The organism is Gracilimonas qinghaiensis (assembly GCF_046602855.1).
Classification (GTDB): domain Bacteria; phylum Bacteroidota; class Rhodothermia; order Balneolales; family Balneolaceae; genus Gracilimonas.
The window spans coordinates 2042030-2061380 of the sequence record NZ_JBKINJ010000001.1 but is presented as its reverse complement, the minus strand read 5'-3'; the positions used below and the strand labels follow the sequence as shown (position 1 = coordinate 2061380).

Genomic DNA, 19351 nt, shown 5'->3' with positions numbered 1-19351 from the left:
TATAGACTGATTTTAGTGATAAAACCTTTGAACAATTTTTGATACTTCATAATGAAGAATGACTATGAATTTATTGACGGAACCCGTTTATCGTCAGTTATTGAGGCACTGATATTTGCAAGTGACGAACCCATTAACGGATCCAAGATCCGTGAGATCATTGTCGAAAATGAAGAACAGATCGAGATCACGGAAGAAACTGTTTCGGAATTTGTAGATAAACTGAATGAGAGATATGATGAAAACCAGCTGAGTTTCCGGATTCAGAAGCTGGGAGGGGGATACACCTTTGTGACCGAACAAAAGTATCACTACTGGCTCAGTATCTTTCAGCACGAAAATGCCTATCGCAAGTTATCTCAGTCTGCCATCGAATCTCTGGCTATTGTGGCTTACCGTCAACCTATCACCAAGCCGGAAGTGGATCAGATCAGAGGAGTTGATTCCGGTTACATACTGCGGCAGCTCATGGAAAAAGCCCTGATCGAGGTATCGGGAAGGGCAGACAGCCCCGGGAAACCACTGCTCTATAGAACCACCAAGCATTTTCTGAGGCATTTTGGGATCAATTCAGTAGACGAACTACCAAAACCCCGTGAGATAGACGAGATACTGAAGGATGATGACATGGCGGAACACCGTCAGTTGTTAATGGAAAGGCAGTTAATGATCGATGAAATGGATGAGGAAGACTCCCATCCCCTGCAAGGAATTGTTGAAGAAATGCTTGAAGAGAAACAAGAGGATGAAGGATCGGTTCAAAAAGAAGGCAATGATAAAGTGTCGGATGAGCCCGATGAAGAAGTTAATAAGAATAATGAAAGTGACGCCAACGAGGAAGAATGAGTAAAGACGGAAAGAGAAAGCACAAGAACAAAGCAGATAATAAGAAAGCACAAACAGTAGATCAAAACTACTCACAGGATGAGAAGATCCGGTTGAACAAGTTTATTGCACATGCCGGATTCTGTTCAAGAAGAGAAGCTGATGAGTACATCTCAGCCGGTAAGGTAATGATCAACGGTCAGGTGACTACTGAATTAGGCACCAAGGTGCGCCGAAAAGATTCCGTTGTAGTAGATGGACAGAATCTCAGTCTTGAACCCTTTGTGTATCTGCTGTTGCATAAATCCAAGGATGTGATCACCACTACCGACGATGAAAAAGACCGCACAACAGTAATGGATCAGATCGAGGATGCCACCGGATATCGTGTGTATCCTGTTGGCCGGCTGGATAGAAATACTACCGGCTTGTTGGTTTTAACTAACGACGGAGATCTTGCTCACAGGCTGATGCACCCAAGTTACAGTGTCCGAAAAACATATCTGATCACCACTGATAGACCACTGTCTGAAGCTCAGCTTGAGGCTTATTTGAATGGAATTGAACTGGAAGATGGAGTGGCCAAAGGCTATAACATCACGCAGTTCATGGACGACCCGAATACTTTTGAGATGTCCGTTTTTGAAGGAAGGAATCGCTTGATCCGGAGAATGGTGGAATTTCACGGGACAGTCGTTACCAAGTTAAAGAGAATAGAATATGCCGGCTTAACATTGAAGGATGTACCCATGGGTCGCTGGAGGTTTCTGAGACAGAATGAAATTAATAACCTCAGAAAATTGGTTAAACTGGACACCTTGGATTTTAATAAGAAAAAATAAATTAATATTTATGGAAGTTAGCAGTATTTCGATCTCATCCGGTCAGGTTCCTTCAACAGAGGGCTTGCCTATCAGGTATGACCTTTATTCACCGATCTCGAGAAATGACCTGAGTTTTCCGGTGATCATTTTTTTGCATGGCTTTAAGGGATTTAAAGACTGGGGGCCATTTCCTGATGTTTGTGAAGAACTGGCCCGTGCAGGATTTGGAGTAGTTGCCATGAATTTTTCATTGAATGGTATCGGAGAGAATAAAACGGAATTCACGGAAATGGAACTCTTTAAAAGGGAAACATTTTCTCAGGATCTGGATGATATCGGAACGGTGATCGAAGCTCTTCAAAAAGGAGAGATCTCAGATAATCACTCTAACCTGAATACAGATGCGATAGGTTTGCTTGGACATTCCCGTGGCGGCCACACGGCTATTGCTGCTGCCGTTGAGTATGACCCGGTTCAGTGCCTGGTTACATGGTCTGCTCCGGCTGATTATCGTGATCGCTGGACAGACGAGATGAAAAAAGATTGGGAAGAAAAGGGATATACTGAGATCGAAAACAGCCGAACCGGGCAAAAAATGAAAGTTGGGAAGGTTGTTTTCGAAGACTCCATAAATAATGCCGAGCGGGTCATTGCTATGGAACGTGTGAAAGAACTTAGGATTCCGACTTTGTTTATTCACGGGCGGGATGACGAATCGGTTCCCTACACCGATTCAGAGCAATTGCATATTGCCTGTGAGGCAAAAGAAAAAGAATTGCGACTGGTTGCCGATGGCACACATACCTATGGAGCTGAACACCCATTTGAGGATGAAGACTTCCCAAAACCCTTTGCCGAAGTATTAGATTGGACGGAAGGATGGTTCACTGAATATTTGAAATAGAGAATATTAAATACCTGAAATGTTAAAAAGACTCTAAAAGAAGCGCTTACACCTAATTTGCCATAGTTTTTCAGTTTCATTTAGTGAAAAATTAAAGTATTGTATAGTGTACTTAAAAATAACCCAAACAAATCAATAGTTATGATGAAAAAGCTACTACAACTTAGCAGTTGCTTTATGTTGCTGCTATTTGTTTCAGTTGGATCACTACACGCACAAACAGTTTCCGGTGTTGTAGTTTCTGCTGAAGACAATGAACCGTTACCAAGTATTACCGTTTTGGTTGAAGGTACCAATAAAGGTACTGCCACCAATTTAGACGGTGAATATGACTTAGAACTGACAAGCGATGAATTTCAAAACGGTACACTTGTATTTTCTGGTGTGGGTTTTGTTCGGCAGGAAGTTCCTGTAAATGGTCGCCAAACCATTGATATAGAACTTGCAACTGATACTCAACTATTGGATGAAGTAGTTGTTGTTGGTTTTGGTTCTATTGTTCGTGAGGATATGACCGGTAATATTGCCAGTGTTAACAGTGAAGAGCTGGCTGCTGTACCTGTTAACAGTTTCGAATCTGCACTACAGGGTAAAGCCTCGGGTGTATTTATTCAGAAAAGTAACGGTAAGCTTGGACAGGGTATCAATATCCGTGTTCGAGGTACCTCATCCATATCTGCAAGTAGTCAGCCTCTTTATGTGATCGATGGTATTCCGGTGATCTCAGAAAGTCAATCGCTAGGAGCAAATACAAATCCTCTTGCCAGTCTTAATATTGATGATATTGAATCTGTAGATATCCTGAAGGATGCCTCAGCAGCCGCTATTTACGGTTCACGTGGGGCGAACGGGGTGATCCTGATCACGACGAAATCAGGTCAGGCCGGTGAGACCCGTATTGACGTTTCCTACGAAAGAGGTTACAGTACAGAAACCAACCGTGTGGAATTCTTGAATGCCGATGAATATGTCGAGTTATTCACTGAGGCTGCTGAACGCTATCCATTTGGTGATCTCACTACTTATGCTGAATCTGTATTTGACTTTTTTGCTCAGGGAACAAACTGGGAGACTCGCCAGATCGACACGGACTGGCAGGATGAATCTTTTCAGGATGCCAGTAATACTGAGTTTGGTGTTCAGGTAAGCGGTGGTACTGAAAAGACCCGTTTCTTTGTATCCGGTGCATTCAGTGATCAGATCGGTATTGTTCGCGGAAACGAATTTAACCGTATGAATACGAGATTGAATTTGGATCACACGGCTTCAGATAAGTTTGAAGTGGGTATAAACCTCGGTCTTTCCAGAACGGAAAATATTCGGGTAGCCAATGATAATGCTTTTGCAACCCCATTACAGGCTATAGCTCAATCACCGCTGTCTCCTGTTTATACTCCACAGTTTGAGAACGGAGAATTAGCTGGCTTTAGTGATGTTCCAAATGAAAATACTTTGTACTACAACTTCCTGAGACATGTTCAGGGTGTGGACAATAACCAAACAATGTTCAGAAACATTGGTAACCTATATGCAAACTACGAGATCTTAGATAATCTGGAGTTTAGAAGTGAAGCCGGTTTGGATCTGCTTTTCCAAAATGAAGATTACTTTGCTGACAGTAATACAAATACGGGTGAAAATACAAATGGTTATGGAGATTCCCGCTGGGTGAATCTGGTAAACTACACCTTGAATAACTATCTGACCTGGACTGAGCAGTTCAGTGATAACCACCAGTTAACCACTGTTGCCGGTGTGACGGTGGAAAGTTCTGACCGATATCAAACTTTTGTGTCCGGTACAAACTTCCCAACGGATAGTTTTAGAAAGTTAGCCAGTGCGGCTGAAATTACCGGTGGTAACACGACTGAAACGGAATATAAGTACTTGTCTTATTTTGCACGTACGAATTACAAATTCAGTAACAAATATTTGTTATCAGGTAGTGCCCGAGTGGATGGATCATCTCGTTTCGGTGAAAATTCCAGATATGGTTTCTTCCCCGCAGTTTCTGCCGGGTGGATCATGTCAGAAGAAGACTTCCTGAGTGACTTGGATGCTCTTAGTTTCCTGAAACTGAGAGGTAGTTACGGACTCACAGGAAACTCTAACGTGGGTAACTTCCCTTCACGTGGACTTTACGGCGGAACCGGTTATGCCGGAAGCTCCGGATTAGTGCCATCCCAGACTCCTAACCCGGATCTGAAATGGGAGCGTACCGCACAGTATAACATTGGTATTGATTTTGCTCTCTTCAGTGACAGGATCGGTGGTGAGATCGATTACTACGTGAAGAAAACCGATGATCTCCTGCTGAATGTAAATGTGCCTGCAACTACAGGTTATACCTCACAGCTGAGAAATGTTGGTGAACTGGAAAACAAAGGGTTTGAGTTTGTGATCAATACTCAGAATACTACAGGTGCTTTCAGGTGGAATACCAACTTTAATATAGCCTTCAATGAAAATAAGGTTACGAATTTAGGTGGCCAGGTTATAACAGGAGGTTTCTTAAATCGTGCTATTGAAGGAGAGCCTATTGCCGTGATGTTCGGAAAAGAATATGCCGGTGTAGATCCTGACAATGGTGATGCACTTTATTATTTACACACTTCGGATGGCAAAGATTACAGTGCCGGAACTACCAACGATTACTCAGCGGCTAATGATGTTGTGATCGGCAATCCAAATCCTGATTTTGTTGGTGGATTGACAAACAACTTCAATTACAGAAACTTCGATTTAGGAGTGTTGCTGCAATTTGTATACGGTAATGATATCTACAATGGTGGTGGACGTTATCAGTCAGCCAACGGTGATTTCTTTGATAATCAAACCGTAGATCAGCTTAACCGCTGGCAAGAGCCGGGTGACATTACTGATATTCCTGAAGCACGTTTGTTTGGTTCCAATGGTAGTAATCCCTCTTCCAGATATATTTCTGACGGTTCTTACCTCAGACTTAAATCTGTAACTTTAGGATATACCCTGCCACAGGACCTGCTGTCCAGATTACAGCTGAGAGATGTCAGAGTGTATATGACCGGCGTGAATCTTCTGACCTTTACCGATTATGAAGGCTGGGATCCGGAAGTAAATACTGACCTCTATGATCTGTCTAATAACCTTAACATTGGTAATGACTTCTATTCTGCACCGCAGGCCAGAACCATTTCCTTTGGTATAAATATTGGATTTTAAATCAGGTTAATTCAGACAATTTTTTTAAAAAAACTTTATAAGATTATGAAAAAACTAAAATTAATAGCAGGAACACTTGTCTTAAGTGCTTTTCTGTTCACAGCGTGTGACGGATTGCTGGATACCACTCCAAAGCAGTCCATTGATGCTAATGAAGCATTGACAAATGCAGAAAATGTGAAGTCTGTATTGATAGGTGCTTACGATGCAATGGGAGGCGGTGACCTATATGGTGGCTGGTTCCTGATGATGCCGGATTTTCTGGCAGCAGACGATGAGTTTGATTTTTCCGGAACCTTCTTTGGTCCGCGTCAGATCTGGCTTAAAGAACAACAGTATGACAATGGAAACGCAACAGGATCATGGATAGATGCCTATGATGCGATCAACATCACAAACAGTGCATTGGATGGACTTGATCTTCTGGAGGGCGATGAAAGAGATCGTGTAGAAGGTGAAGCTAAATTTATCCGAGGCATGATTTATTTTGATCTGATACGTTTGTACGCAACGCCATATGTAGCGGGAGGTCCAAACAATCAGGCCGGAGTACCATTGGTTTTAACTCCAACAACAAGTATTGATGAGTCAAGTAACATTGCCCGCTCTACAGTTGCTGAAGTATATACACAGGTCATTAATGATCTGACTGATGCAAGAGATCTGTTGCCTAATGTAAATCCGGTACGTTCATATTATGCTAACTCAATGGTAGCGAGTGCTGTACTCTCCAGAGTGTATCTTCAAATGGAAGATTATGACAATGCACGTATTCAAGCTGATCGCGTGATCTCATCTGGTAATTATTCGCTGACAGATACGTATGCTGATGCGTTCAATAACGTAGAGAATTCATCTGAGGATATTTTCTCAATGCAGGTCAGTGCACAAGATGGAGCAAATAGCTTATTTGTTTTTTACAGCGCAGATAGTAGAGGTGATGTTGACGTAAATCAGTCTCATCTGGATGAATACGAAGCCACTGACGACAGGCTAGATTTAATATACGCTGATCCGGATGAAGCTGGTGTATTTCGTTCTGGAAAATGGAATAATGCTGTGAACGGCAACGTGCAGCAGATCAGATTAGCAGAAATGTATCTGACTCGTGCTGAGGCTAATTACCGTGAAGGTGCTCCGTATGTAGGAGCAGATCCGATCGATGACCTGAATGAGGTGAGAGATCGAGTTAACCTGCCTACATACACATTACCTACAGATTTCGACCTGAATGATATTCTGTTAGAGCGTAAGCTAGAGCTGATGTTTGAAGGGCAATTACTTCATGACATTAAGAGAACCCAACGCTCTGTAGGAGCACGTTCTTATGACGATCCCAAGTTAGTACTACCGATCCCACGTCGTGAGATCGATTCTAACCCAAATCTATGTCAGAATGCTAGTTATGAGGGTCCTCCCTGCTAATTTGAAAACATAGAACACAAATTTAAAAAGCACCGGATTTCCGGTGCTTTTTTTATGTCCTTAAATAAATACAGATCTATGAAATATTTCTATCAATCATTTATACTACTTTTAATACTTCTTACAGGTTGTGATTCGAGTCAACCCTTATCTGAGAAAGGGGCTCTTATGATCATAGGCGGAGGCAGTCGTCCCGATGTGATCATTGAGCGTATTCTGGATGAATCAGATCTGAGTGATCCCGATGCCTTTGGCTTGGTATTAACCATGTCAGGCTTCAATCCGGACACATCAGGCTTTTACGGTGAAAAGCCCTTCAGGGATAATGGCTTCGAAAATATGTATTCATTTGATCTCGGAAGAAAAGATAGTGTGACGTCCGGCGCTCTGGATTCTGTTCGAAACGCAGCCTTCATGTATATTGCCGGTGGCGATCAAAGCCGTTTCATGAAGCAAGTTGAGGATCACCCTGAGATAGGAGAAGCGATTTATGAAGCTTATTCAAGTGGAGCGGTCATATCCGGTTCCAGTGCCGGAGCTGCAATTATGAGCAGGATCATGATAACCGGAGATCAGGCAAAACATCCCGAATACACATCAACCTTTTACCACCTTGAAAAGGATAATCTGATCACGAATGAGGGTCTCGGTCTTGTGGAGGAGATCATTGTGGATCAACATTTTGTGAAAAGAGCACGAAACAACCGACTGATCACTGCGGTCATGGAGTATCCGGATCATAAAGGAGTAGGAATTGATGAATCAACGGCTATTTTTGTAAGAGATAATATTGCTGAGGTCGTTGGTTTATCTCAGGTCCTGGTATACAGCAATACCGGGGAACCGTCGGTAACAGAAACCGGACTTTTGAAAGGTGAAGGTCTTAACCTTGATATTTACACTGCCGGTGATACTTTTACCATCCATTAAGTAAATATCAGTAAAGTCACGCCTTTAAATGAAACTTTTTACAAGGTATTTTCGATAAAAGACTTGATTTGATGTGAAACTAACCACACCTTCAAAGTATAAATAACCATTAAGAACTAAACTAATATTTATGAACTATAGAAAATTCAACGGTACAACGCTTACTGTACTTTTTCTGAGTCTTGCTTTCATATTTGCAGGGTGTAAGACAGCAGAAAATGCAGCTCAGGCGAGTAAACCGTCTAGCACTAACGGTGCCAAGGGTGGCGCAGGCAGCGACGACGAAATGAAGAAATACAGTGACGTCATTACTGATGAAGCTGAAACTGACGAAGGACTATTCAACGTCCACAAAGTGGACGATAAATACTATTATGAAATTCCCGATGAGCATTTAGATAAAGAAATGCTACTCGTAACCCGAGTTGCTAAAACAGCTGACAATATTGGTTACGGTGGAGAGAAATTGAACACTCAGGTCATCCGCTGGCAGAAGAAAGATGATAAGATCTTGCTTCGCCACGTTTCCTTCGAGAATGTAGCAACTGAAGGAGAACCTATTTATGAGGCTGTCAAAAACTCAAATTTTGAGCCGATCATATCATCATTTGATATTGAAGCGCTGAATGAGGATTCAACCGGTTCAGTGGTTGAGATCACCAGTTTGTTTACATCAGATATACCATCACTTGGACTGCAAAGCAGCCGTAGAAAGACCTATCAGGTACGTCGTCTGGATGGCAGCAGAACATATATTGAGCACATCAACAGTTATCCTGAAAATGTTGAAGCTCGCAACGTGCTGACGTATGATGCCGGAGATCCTCCGTCAAATTCCTCAACCGGAACGATCTCTATGGAAGTGAATCACAGTATGATCCTTCTGCCGGCTGATAAAATGAGAGCCCGGAATTACGATCAGAGAGTTGGATTCTTCAGTGTTCAAAAAACTGAGTACACTGATGATGCCCAAAAAGCAAGAGCTATCCGCCACATCACAAGGTGGAAATTAGTGCCAAAAGATAAAGAAGCTTACAAAGCATGGTTAAATGGCGAAAGCGATGAGCTTGTAGAACCGGAAAATCCGATCATATATTATGCTGATCCAGCCACGCCTGAAAAATGGGTTAAATATCTGCTTCAGGGTGTAGATGACTGGCAAGTAGCTTTTGAAGCCGCCGGTTTCAAAAATGCGATCATGGGTAAAGTAGCTCCTACACCGGAAGAAGATCCTGAATTCAGCCCGGAAGATGTACGCTATTCTGTGATACGTTACTTCGCTTCACCGGTACAAAATGCCTATGGTCCTCATGTTCACGATCCAAGAACAGGACAAATTCTTGAAAGTGACATTGGATGGTACCACAACGTGATGAACCTTCTCAGAAACTGGTTCTTCATCCAGACTGCTGCTGCAAACCCGGAAGCACGTGGTGTTGAATTTGATGACGATATCATGGGTGAACTGATACGATTTGTATCTGCCCACGAAGTTGGCCATACACTTGGCTTCCCTCATAACTGGGGTTCAAGTTATGCCTATACAGTGGAACAGCTCAGAGATCCGGAATTTACATCTAATAATGGAACAGCACCATCCATCATGGATTACGCTCGTTTCAACTATGTTGCTCAACCGGGTGACGGTGTTACCAACTTCTATCCTGCGGTTGGTCCTTACGACAAGTGGAATGCGAAGTGGGGTTACACATGGTTCCCTGATGACTGGAGTGATGAAGAGATCGAGGAAACACTGAATGAGTGGGTTCGAGAAAGAGCGGGTGATCCAATTTACTTTTATGGAGCACAGACAGGAGCTAAGATCGATCCAAGATCTCAGAACGAAGATCTGACGAACGATGCGATGGAAGCCGGAGAGCTTGGACTCGCTAATCTTCAGGTTATCACTGACAATCTGATCGAATGGACTGAGCGTGAAGGAGCTAATTTCGAAGAGCTGCAAGAGCTCTACAACAATGTTATTGGACAGTGGAACCGTTATATGGGCCACGTTCTTAGCAATGTAGGGGGGGTATACGAAACCCATAAAACCTACAGCCAGGATGGTGTAGTATATGAAGCAGTTCCTGAAGCTACGCAACGTGAGGCCATGGCATTTCTGCAAAAACACGCTTTCAGTTCTCCAAGCTGGGCTTTCAGTAAAGAGATCCTAGACCGTGTGAATCAGGCTACAGCTGTAGAAAGCTTCAGAGGCGCTCAAGCGGGGGTTCTCGGAAATCTCGTTGATGCAAGACGAATCGCACGACTCATAGAGTACGAAAGACGTTCTGATGAAGATACTTACACTGCATTTGAAATGATGGATGATGTTCGTAATGGCATCTTCAGTGAAGTTCGCGCAGGTGAGAATATTGACGTTCACCGCCGTGCACTGCAACGTGCCTATGTGGAAGAAATGAAAGATCTGATGACAGAAGAACTGCAGAGCGGCTGGTGGGCCGGTAACTCAGTTAATGTCAGCCAGTCTGATATTCGTGCAAATGTGAGAAATCAGCTTAATATTCTGAATCGTGACATCAATAATGCTATCAGAGCCGGTGGATTGGATCGACCGACTCGTACACATCTTGAGGATGTTCAGGCACGAATCCAAGATATTCTGGAAGGTGATGACTAGTTCAGTTTAACTGATAATTGACACTCTTATAAGCCCCTTGCATAAAAAATGTAAGGGGCTTTTTTTTGGATTAAATTCATTAAGTAAATTTTTTAACAACCTGTAAATTGTTTTAAGTGTATGAGTTGTTTATAGTTCGCTCATAAAAAACTGAAATCAAAAAAACGCTATGAAAAATCAAATCGTCAAATTTCTTTCATTAATTGCCATGTTTCTGTTTTTGGTCTTACCGACACATTCATTGTTGGCTCAGGATCTGAATATGGAACTCCTGAAAGGTATTGAGCCAAGAAATGTTGGCCCGGCAGGAATGAGTGGCAGGATAACAGCTATTGATGTTGTGCAATCCAACACTAATGTTATCTATGTTGGGGCTGCCTCGGGTGGAGTCTGGAAATCTGAAACTGCAGGCGTTACCTGGCAGCCCATATTTGAGAATTATGGACCTATGGCCATTGGTGCTATAGATATCTACCAAAAGAACCCAAGTATCATATGGATGGGAACCGGTGAAGGTAATCCACGAAACAGCCAAAGCAGCGGAGCCGGAATCTATAGAAGTATAGACGGTGGAAAGTCCTGGGAGTTGATGGGACTTGAAAAGACAAGGAATATTCACAGAGTGCTTATTCATCCTGATGACCCGAATACTGTTTTTGTTGGTGCACAGGGTTCTGCCTGGGGAGACAGTGAGGAGCGCGGCGTGTACAAAACGACGGACGGTGGCAAAACATGGAATAAGATCCTGTATGTAAATGACCGAACGGGTGTCGGTGAGATGGTTATGGATCCCAATAACCCAAATAAGTTATTAGTGAACATGTGGGAATTTCGCCGTTGGCCGTGGTTCTTTAAATCCGGTGGTGAAGGTTCCGGACTATACATGACCATAGATGGTGGTGAAAACTGGAATGAGCTCAGTCCTGAAGAGGGCCTTCCCGAGGGGGAATTGGGTAGAATGGGATTGGCTTTTGCTCAGAGCAATACAAATATCGTGTACGCCCTCATCGAATCAGAGGAAAATGCAATATACAGAAGTGAGGACGGTGGGTACACGTGGAACCTGAGAGAAAAGGTTAAGAATGATGGTGAGATCGGTAATCGTCCGTTCTACTATGCTGAGATCTATGTAGATCCGAAAAATGAAAATCGTATTTACAGCTTATACAGTTATCTGTCGATCAGTGAAGATGGCGGTAAATCATTTGAGAGCATGTATCCGTATTACAATTGGGTACATCCGGACCATCATGCTTTCTGGATAAATCCTGACAATCCAAAGCATATGATAGATGGAAACGATGGTGGATTGAACATTACCTATGATAGAGGTGAGACCTGGCGCTTTGTGGATAATATTCCCGTCGGTCAGTTCTATCACGTGAACGTGGATATGGATTATCCTTATAATATTTATGGAGGCATGCAGGATAACGGTACCTGGCAGGGACCGGCTTACGTTTGGAGATCCGGTGATATCCGAAATTCCTATTGGGAAGAACTCTTTTTCGGTGATGGATTTGACGTTGCCATCGATCAAAGCTCAGGCCGCTATGTGTATGCTATGTCTCAACAGGGGAATGTAGGGCGCGTGGATACCGAGACCGGCAGCAGTCGTTTTGTGAAACCGCATCATCCGGAAGGCAAGGAATTACGTTTCAACTGGAATGCTGCCATAAGTATCGATCCGTTTGATGAGAAGACCATCTATTTTGGCAGCCAGTACGTGCACCGAAGTAAGGACAGGGGAGAGACCTGGCAGATCATATCACCTGATCTGACAACCAATGATACCACCAAACAAAATCAGCACTTGAGCGGAGGATTAACGCTCGATGCAACCGGTGCCGAAAACTACACAACTATTACAGTCATTGAGCCAAGTCCTCTTGAAAACGGTGTTATCTGGGCCGGAACTGATGATGGCAATATTCAGATCACCAGAGATGACGGTCAGAACTGGGCGAACTTAAGAGGAAACCTGAAGGGTATTCCTGAAGGCAGCTGGATATCACAGATCAAGGCCTCCCATCATAATGAAGGGGAAGCCTTTGCTGTGATCAATGATTACAGAAGAGACAACTGGACACCCTATCTGTTGCATACTACTAATTACGGCAGAAGCTGGAATAATATAGTAAGCGAAGATCAGGTGGAGGGGTATTCCTTATCTTTTGTTCAGGATCCTGTAGAGCCAAACCTTATGTTTCTAGGAACTGAGTTCGGTTTATATGTATCTGTTGATGGTGGTGAGGATTGGACAAGATGGGGTGATAATTACCCAACGGTTTCTACTTATGATATGATAATCCACCCACGTGAACATGACTTGGTGATCGGCACCTTTGGTCGATCATTCTGGGTAATCGATGATATTCGTCCACTTCGTGAATTAGCAGTCAGTGGAACTGATGAACTTGAAAAACCGATCAAGGCTTTTCCATCGCCTGATGCCTATCTGGCGGAGTGGCGACAGGCTCGAGGTGTTCGATTTGCGGCAGATGCCATGTTTGCCGGTGAAAACCGACCATCAGGTGCCCTGCTAAGTTATTCCGTAAATAAAGATGCTTTGGAATCAGATTCAGAATCTGATAAGAAAGAAGAAGAGTTGAAGGTAAAGATCGAGATCTTTGATACTTCTAGGAAAAAGATCCGGACTTTAGAAAGAACACCTGAGCATAATGGTCTGAACAGAACTACGTGGGGACTTGATCATGCCGGTGTAGAGCGCCCAAGCCGAACGTTACGCAAACCCAATGAAAATGAGCGTGGAGGCCGTGATGTGTTGCCCGGTACCTATAAAGTAAAGTTTACAGCCGGGGAATATTCTGACTCAACCATGGTTACGGTTCATACAGACCCACGGATAGAAATGCCGATTTCAGCTCTGAGAAGAACGGCTGAACTTGAGAAAGAAGTGGAAGCACTGACAAGCTACCTCGCTGAAGCAGTTCAAAAGCTGGCTCAGGCCAATGAGATCGTTAAGGTGAACAAAGACCTTGCCACTGCCGATGAACGTTCCAAAGAAGAATTGGAGGCTTACCATGATGCCCACAAAAACGTGCAGGAAAAGCTGGATGAATTATTTGAAATGGTATTTGGGGAAGAATCCGACAAGCAGGGAATTGTACGGAATCCGGATCCAACGGTATTAACCCATTTATACGCCATAAACCGTTACCTGGGAAGTGACTTTGACGGTCCCGGTGCCAGGGAGCGCAATCTGTTACAGCAGGCAAAAGAAGCAGTAAATAATTCTGTTTCAGCGATCAACAATTTTGTAACTCAGGACTGGCCGGAGTATCAGAGGGCAGTAGAAAACTCTGAATTAAGCCCGTTTAAGACAATTGAGCCGGTCGCAAAAGACTAAATTCAAGGCAATAATTTATAAACAAGCTGGATATTGAAATCGATATCCGGCTTGTTTTATTTACATAGGATTATAAATTTAATGTAATTACAGTAAGAAAAGAGGCCTATGGAAGGATTGATCGAATTTTTTGAAAATGTACCCACTACGTTCAGAGCGGGAATTCTTGTAGGAGGAATCTTTCTGTTTTGGGTAATAGAAGGAGTGTTTCCTCTTTTTGAGTTCGGGTATAGAAAAGTCAGACATGCAGCCCTCAATCTGGTTCTGAATGCTTTTTTTGTGGTCATAGGGTTAGGTTTTGCAGGTATTTTAGTTTGGTCATCTGAATACGTGACCGCTACTGAATTTGGCATTCTTCAATGGATAGAGATGCCACTTTGGCTGCAGGCAGTGGTCGGAGTGATGCTGCTTGATTTCTTTGGGGCTTACCTGATCCATTGGATCGAGCACAAAGTTAGATTCATGTGGAAATTTCATTTGGTGCATCACAGTGATACAACCGTTGATGTGACCACCGGGTTGCGACATCATCCGGGAGAGGCCGTTTTTAGAATGGTATTTACTATCATAGGTGTGATTGTGGTTGGTGTACCGATCTGGATCATTTTCCTGTATCAAAGTTTTTCGGCTTTATTCGCCCATCTCTCGCATGCCAACATTAATATGCCTAAAAAGATCGATCGGGCAATATCATGGGTATTCATCACGCCGCTGATGCATAAGGTGCATCACCATTATACGCAGCCGTTAACCGATACAAACTATGGTAATATCTTTGCTATCTGGGACCGCATGTTTGGAACGTTTGCTGAAGTGAACGACATAAAAGAGTTGAAATACGGTATTGATACGCATATGGATCCGGAAGAGAATGACAATCTCGGTAATCTCCTTAAGATACCTTTTCAGCCTTATAGACCACCTACGGATGCAAAGTTTGGAGAGGATTCAGAAATAGAGATCAAAAAGGAAGGAAGTTAAATAACTATTCATTTTCCTGGAGCCTCCTTCATCGATCAATCCTCAATAAATGGATCTATGATCTGCACCGAATAGATATTCTGTTTGTGCTGAAGATCTTCAGAGTAAAGGGTGGAACAACCGGCTTCTAAAGCAGCAGCAATGATCAGGGAATCATAGAATGAAAATTTAAATTGTTCTTTGACTCCTATTGCTGAATAAATGAGATCTTTACTGGAGTATACCTGCCACAGATGGCTAAAAACATTTTCTATATACCTTTCGAGTTCTTGCAGACTCATTGGGCTTTTGAATTTTCTATACGAAACGTTGATAAATTCCTGAACAACCTGATAACTTATTACACCGGTTCCATTTTCTAATTGATGCTTGATTAAATCAGAAGCTAATTGCCGTTTAGATTTATTTGAACGGTCAAATGAGTAGGCGAAAATGTTGGTGTCCAAAAATGCTTTATCGCTCATTCATTTCGTCTCTTGTAAATTTTCCTCCTGAATTGACATGATCCAATTCCTCCATCATTTTTTCGAAGGAGTTACCCAGATCATTTTGTCTTGCGTAACTAGCCAGCCATTCCCTAAACCGCTTATTCAAGGTAGTTTTCTCTTTAGCAGCCTTTAGACGGGCTTTATCTATCAGTTTTTCGTCAGCACTGAAGGTTATATTTTTCATAAGTCCACAAATTTAGTGTACACGAAAGTAGTGTAAATAATAACTGTCTTATTTCAAAATTATTTTGGAACCAGAAAATGGAAAAGGCGATTTGTTTCTTGAAAGACTTATTTTTTACCAGGCCAGATAAAGCTTATGAAAATAGCAACGCCTACTACCACAAAAGTACCGACCGGATTCAACCAAAGAAATTCAATGGCTTTGTTATATCCTTCCGGCATCAGGCTCCACGGCAATACAAAGGCATATTCATCGGCTGCAGCACTATAGAATAACCGGTCGAACATGAACACAGAAAGCATTCCCGAGACCAGGCCAACCAGAGCACCGGTACCGGTAGCCTTTTTTACCCAAAGCAGAAGTATGAAAACCCCAAGTATTGATCCATAAAAGTAGCTGCCTATCTGATTCACTAATTCGATGATAGAGCGGGTCTCTCCCATTAGCAAAGCTGATACTGTGGCCAGGGCACCCCAGAAGAAGGTAACTCCGCGAGATGATTTTACATAGTGAGCCTCAGTATGCACGTCTCCTTTTAAGCGCTGATACCAATCCACAATGGAGACAGTAGTCAGTGCATTAAGCTCACTGTCAATGGAGCTGAGTGCGGCTGCAAATATACCCGCCACGATCAAGCCTACTATACCAATGGGTACAAAATTCAGGATGAAATAGGGAAAGATATAGTTGGTATCGTTTACATCAGCCTGTCTGATCTCAGCCTGCAGGGCAAGTTCTGCATTTCTGGCATCGTTCATCATGGCATCGGTTTCAACGAAGCGCTGTTTTGAGCTTTCATCTCGGTTCTGAATGGCATCGAAGGCAGCTTCCTTTCTGGCTAAATGAGCAACCTGATAGTCTTTCAGGATCTTTTGTTCCGCAAGTTGCTGTTGTTCGGTTTGGGCAACGGGTTCGGTACTGCGGAAAGAGGCCGGAGCTGAGTTAAAGATGAAGAAAACGTAGAGCATGACTCCAAGTAATAGAATGAAGAACTGCATCGGTACTTTTGCATAAGCTGTCAGCAACAAGGATTTCCGGGCATTTTTTACTGAATCAGTGGTCAGGTAACGCTGAACCTGAGTCTGATCGGTTCCAAAATAAGAGACCATGAGAAAGAAGGCAGCGATCACCCCACTCCAGATATTATATTTTTCAGTAAGATCAAAATTAAGGTCCAAAGCTGTTAGTTTGTCGAGTGAACCGGCTAGATAAAGAGCACCGTCAAAACCAACTTCCTCTGGTAAATGATGCCAGACAAGACCAAAACAAAAGACCAGTCCAAACATCATGACTATCATCTGTTTCACATCGGTATTGATCACCCCCGCTATCCCACCAACCGTGGTATACAGAGTGGCAATGACGCCAATGATGAGAATAGTGATATTCAGGGGAAGTCCAAGCAGAAGAGAAAGCACATAAGAAGGGGCTGCGATCACCACCCCAAGAGCGAGTCCGCGGGAAATGAGAAATAAACCGGAAGTGGTGAGTCGTGTCTTCAGTCCAAACCGGTCCTCAAGTACTTCATAAGCCGTGAAATTTTGCATCTTGCTGAAGAACGGAACCAGAAATATACAGATAAAGATCATAGCAAAAGGAATGGCGAGATAGGTTTGTACGAATCTCATGTCCTCCACATAGGCAATGCCGGTGGTTCCTATAAAAGTGATGGCAGATGCTTGTGTGGCCATTACTGAGAGTCCCGCTGCCCACCATGGCATAGACCTGTTTGCCAGGAGATAACCCTCAATTGTTGAAGCATCTTTGCCTCTTCTTGTGCCATCCCAAATAGTGTAACCCAGAAAGGCAATAAGTACTAACCAATCGATCCAGCTCATTTAGGGCAAATTGAAAGTTGAGGTGAACCAAAGGAAAAGCAATATGTAAACGACACCCAAAATAGCTACCACTGTATAATCGGTACGCCACTCAGTCTCAAAATTTTGGTCAGTGTTTTTTTCTTCCATGCCCGATAATACTTATTGTGAACTTTTATTGAAAGTGATTACCAATATTAGCAGATAAAACCCTCAAAATTAAATCGGTTTCCAATTCCACTTGTTTGCTTCTATATTCATAGCAGCTCAATAACTTAAATATGAGATGCACTTCTCAATGATGAAAGATAAAGGAAAGTTCCTGGGTTTAGTCACCGGTTTGGCTGTTTTTTTGTTGGTTTTTTGGTCGCCTGTTCCTGAAGGCTTAAAAGAAGCTGCCTGGAAAACGGCAGCGGTAACCCTTTTAATGGCTATATGGTGGATAACAGAAGCGATCTCAATATCAGTTACAGCACTTCTTCCGATCGCGTTATTTCCAATACTTGACATCGTCTCTATTTCTGAAGCGACCACGCCCTACGCCAATCCGCTGATATTTTTATTTATGGGTGGATTTATCATTGCACTAGCTATGGAGCGATGGAATTTACACAACAGGATCGCACTTTCTATTATAAACGTGGTTGGAGTGAAGCCTTCTTCCATTATAGTAGGATTTATCATTGCATCAGCATTTTTGAGCCTTTGGGTGAGTAATACGGCAACAGCCGTTATGATGCTGCCAATTGCCTTATCCATTCTTAATTTAAATACGAAAGAAGGAAATGAAGGGAATACAAATTTTGAGATAGTACTGCTATTGAGTATTGCTTATGCCTGTAATATTGGTGGGATCGGGACTTTGATCGGAACACCGCCAAATGCTTTGCTTGCCGGATTCATGTTGGAGAATTATGGGTATGAGATCAGCTTTTTCAAATGGATGCAAGTGGGACTACCGATGGTGTTAATAAGTTTGCCACTCATGTTTCTGATCCTTGCTAAGGTAATTTACCCGATAAAGATCGAAGTACTACCGGGAGGCGCTGAGCTGATCGCTGATAAGATCAAAAGACTTGGGAAATTTTCAGTTCAGGAAAAGCGAGTGGCTGTAATTTTTATTTTAACAGCCATGTTTTGGATGTTTCGTCCTTTACTGACCGATCTGCTTCCGGGCTTGTCAGATGCAGGTATTGCGATCGGCGCTTCCGTACTTTTATTTGTGCTGCCGGCGGGTGGGTCAGAAAAAAGAAGATTATTGGTTTGGGATGAAACTAAAAATTTACCGTGGGGCGTCCTTATTCTTTTTGGAGGTGGTCTGAGTATGGCTTCCGCTATAAGCGAAACAGGATTAGCTACATGGATAGGTACGGGAATTGGAAGTTTCAGTACATGGCCGGTTTGGGTTATCGTGATCCTAGTGGTTGCTCTGATCATATTTCTGACGGAGATGACAAGCAATACGGCTTCCACTGCCGCTTTCTTACCGATACTGGCATCAGTGGCAATAGGATTAGGTGAGAACCCACTTTTACTAGCTATTCCAACGGCTATGGGGGCAAGCTGCGCTTTTATGTTACCCGTAGCTACACCGCCTAACGCCATTGTCTACGGCAGTGATAAGATCACCGTACCTCAAATGTCAAAGGCGGGTCTGTGGCTGAATTTCTTGTTCATAGGTTTGATCTCACTAGCAGCACTTACAGTGGTTAGCTGGTTCTTTGGGATCGAGATCGGAGTATTACCTGATTGGGCTCAGTAGAA

The 19351-nt window shown here is 43.0% G+C and carries 13 protein-coding genes; 10 read left to right on the top strand and 3 right to left on the bottom strand.

The window, feature by feature from the left end; genetic code table 11:
- Positions 1 to 51 precede the first annotated feature (51 nt).
- The 9 genes from scpB to ACKGJO_RS09150 all read left to right on the top strand — a co-directional run bounded on the left by scpB (position 52) and on the right by ACKGJO_RS09150 (position 15098).
- Positions 52 to 846, top strand: a complete 795-nt coding sequence (scpB, locus tag ACKGJO_RS09190) for an SMC-Scp complex subunit ScpB (RefSeq protein WP_411323127.1) — start codon at positions 52 to 54, stop codon at positions 844 to 846.
- The gene (locus ACKGJO_RS09185) at positions 843 to 1667 is read left to right on the top strand and encodes a pseudouridine synthase (RefSeq protein WP_411323126.1); all 825 of its coding nucleotides are present in this window, start codon (positions 843 to 845) and stop codon (positions 1665 to 1667) included. The genes scpB and ACKGJO_RS09185 overlap by 4 nt, the downstream gene beginning before the upstream one ends.
- Positions 1668 to 1677: 10 nt before the next feature.
- Positions 1678 to 2553, top strand: coding sequence for an alpha/beta hydrolase family protein (locus ACKGJO_RS09180; RefSeq protein ID WP_411323125.1), 876 nt, complete (start codon positions 1678 to 1680; stop codon positions 2551 to 2553).
- Between the two features lie 141 nt (positions 2554 to 2694).
- Positions 2695 to 5754: a SusC/RagA family TonB-linked outer membrane protein gene (locus tag ACKGJO_RS09175; protein ID WP_411323124.1), complete on the top strand. Its 3060-nt coding sequence runs from the start codon at positions 2695 to 2697 to the stop codon at positions 5752 to 5754.
- Between the two features lie 45 nt (positions 5755 to 5799).
- The gene (locus ACKGJO_RS09170) at positions 5800 to 7179 is read left to right on the top strand and encodes a RagB/SusD family nutrient uptake outer membrane protein (protein WP_411323123.1); all 1380 of its coding nucleotides are present in this window, start codon (positions 5800 to 5802) and stop codon (positions 7177 to 7179) included.
- 168 nt (positions 7180 to 7347) lie between these two features.
- A complete protein-coding gene (locus ACKGJO_RS09165; protein ID WP_411323122.1) occupies positions 7348 to 8109 on the top strand; it encodes a cyanophycinase in 762 nt (253 codons plus the stop codon).
- 130 nt (positions 8110 to 8239) lie between these two features.
- Positions 8240 to 10747, top strand: a complete 2508-nt coding sequence (locus ACKGJO_RS09160; RefSeq protein WP_411323121.1) for a zinc-dependent metalloprotease — start codon at positions 8240 to 8242, stop codon at positions 10745 to 10747.
- A 169-nt stretch (positions 10748 to 10916) separates the two neighbouring features.
- Positions 10917 to 14117 (top strand): WD40/YVTN/BNR-like repeat-containing protein, encoded by a 3201-nt coding sequence (locus ACKGJO_RS09155; RefSeq protein ID WP_411323120.1) that lies wholly within the window; start codon positions 10917 to 10919, stop codon positions 14115 to 14117.
- 108 nt (positions 14118 to 14225) lie between these two features.
- Positions 14226 to 15098 (top strand): sterol desaturase family protein, encoded by an 873-nt coding sequence (locus ACKGJO_RS09150; protein WP_411323119.1) that lies wholly within the window; start codon positions 14226 to 14228, stop codon positions 15096 to 15098.
- A 35-nt stretch (positions 15099 to 15133) separates the two neighbouring features.
- On the opposite strand, the gene ACKGJO_RS09145 is transcribed toward ACKGJO_RS09150, so the two are convergent.
- The 3 genes from ACKGJO_RS09145 to ACKGJO_RS09135 all read right to left on the bottom strand — a co-directional run bounded on the left by ACKGJO_RS09145 (position 15134) and on the right by ACKGJO_RS09135 (position 17608).
- Positions 15134 to 15562: a PIN domain-containing protein gene (locus tag ACKGJO_RS09145; protein ID WP_411323118.1), complete on the bottom strand. Its 429-nt coding sequence runs from the start codon at positions 15560 to 15562 to the stop codon at positions 15134 to 15136.
- Entirely contained in the window at positions 15552 to 15770 is a 219-nt protein-coding gene (locus ACKGJO_RS09140) for a hypothetical protein (protein ID WP_411323117.1), read from the bottom strand. The genes ACKGJO_RS09145 and ACKGJO_RS09140 overlap by 11 nt, the downstream gene beginning before the upstream one ends.
- 107 nt (positions 15771 to 15877) lie before the next feature.
- Entirely contained in the window at positions 15878 to 17608 is a 1731-nt protein-coding gene (locus tag ACKGJO_RS09135) for a sodium:solute symporter family protein (protein ID WP_411323116.1), read from the bottom strand.
- 277 nt (positions 17609 to 17885) lie between these two features.
- Between ACKGJO_RS09135 and ACKGJO_RS09130 the strand changes: the two genes are divergently transcribed.
- Entirely contained in the window at positions 17886 to 19349 is a 1464-nt protein-coding gene (locus ACKGJO_RS09130; protein WP_411323115.1) for an SLC13 family permease, read from the top strand.
- Positions 19350 to 19351 lie beyond the last annotated feature (2 nt).

Coding starts and splice junctions, on each gene's coding strand:
- scpB (WP_411323127.1), top strand. CDS start 52: ATGAAGAATGACTATGAATTTATTGACGGAACCCGTTTATCGTCAGTT.
- ACKGJO_RS09185 (WP_411323126.1), top strand. CDS start 843: ATGAGTAAAGACGGAAAGAGAAAGCACAAGAACAAAGCAGATAATAAG.
- ACKGJO_RS09180 (WP_411323125.1), top strand. CDS start 1,678: ATGGAAGTTAGCAGTATTTCGATCTCATCCGGTCAGGTTCCTTCAACA.
- ACKGJO_RS09175 (WP_411323124.1), top strand. CDS start 2,695: ATGATGAAAAAGCTACTACAACTTAGCAGTTGCTTTATGTTGCTGCTA.
- ACKGJO_RS09170 (WP_411323123.1), top strand. CDS start 5,800: ATGAAAAAACTAAAATTAATAGCAGGAACACTTGTCTTAAGTGCTTTT.
- ACKGJO_RS09165 (WP_411323122.1), top strand. CDS start 7,348: ATGATCATAGGCGGAGGCAGTCGTCCCGATGTGATCATTGAGCGTATT.
- ACKGJO_RS09160 (WP_411323121.1), top strand. CDS start 8,240: ATGAACTATAGAAAATTCAACGGTACAACGCTTACTGTACTTTTTCTG.
- ACKGJO_RS09155 (WP_411323120.1), top strand. CDS start 10,917: ATGAAAAATCAAATCGTCAAATTTCTTTCATTAATTGCCATGTTTCTG.
- ACKGJO_RS09150 (WP_411323119.1), top strand. CDS start 14,226: ATGGAAGGATTGATCGAATTTTTTGAAAATGTACCCACTACGTTCAGA.
- ACKGJO_RS09145 (WP_411323118.1), bottom strand. CDS start 15,562: ATGAGCGATAAAGCATTTTTGGACACCAACATTTTCGCCTACTCATTT.
- ACKGJO_RS09140 (WP_411323117.1), bottom strand. CDS start 15,770: ATGAAAAATATAACCTTCAGTGCTGACGAAAAACTGATAGATAAAGCC.
- ACKGJO_RS09135 (WP_411323116.1), bottom strand. CDS start 17,608: ATGAGCTGGATCGATTGGTTAGTACTTATTGCCTTTCTGGGTTACACT.
- ACKGJO_RS09130 (WP_411323115.1), top strand. CDS start 17,886: ATGATGAAAGATAAAGGAAAGTTCCTGGGTTTAGTCACCGGTTTGGCT.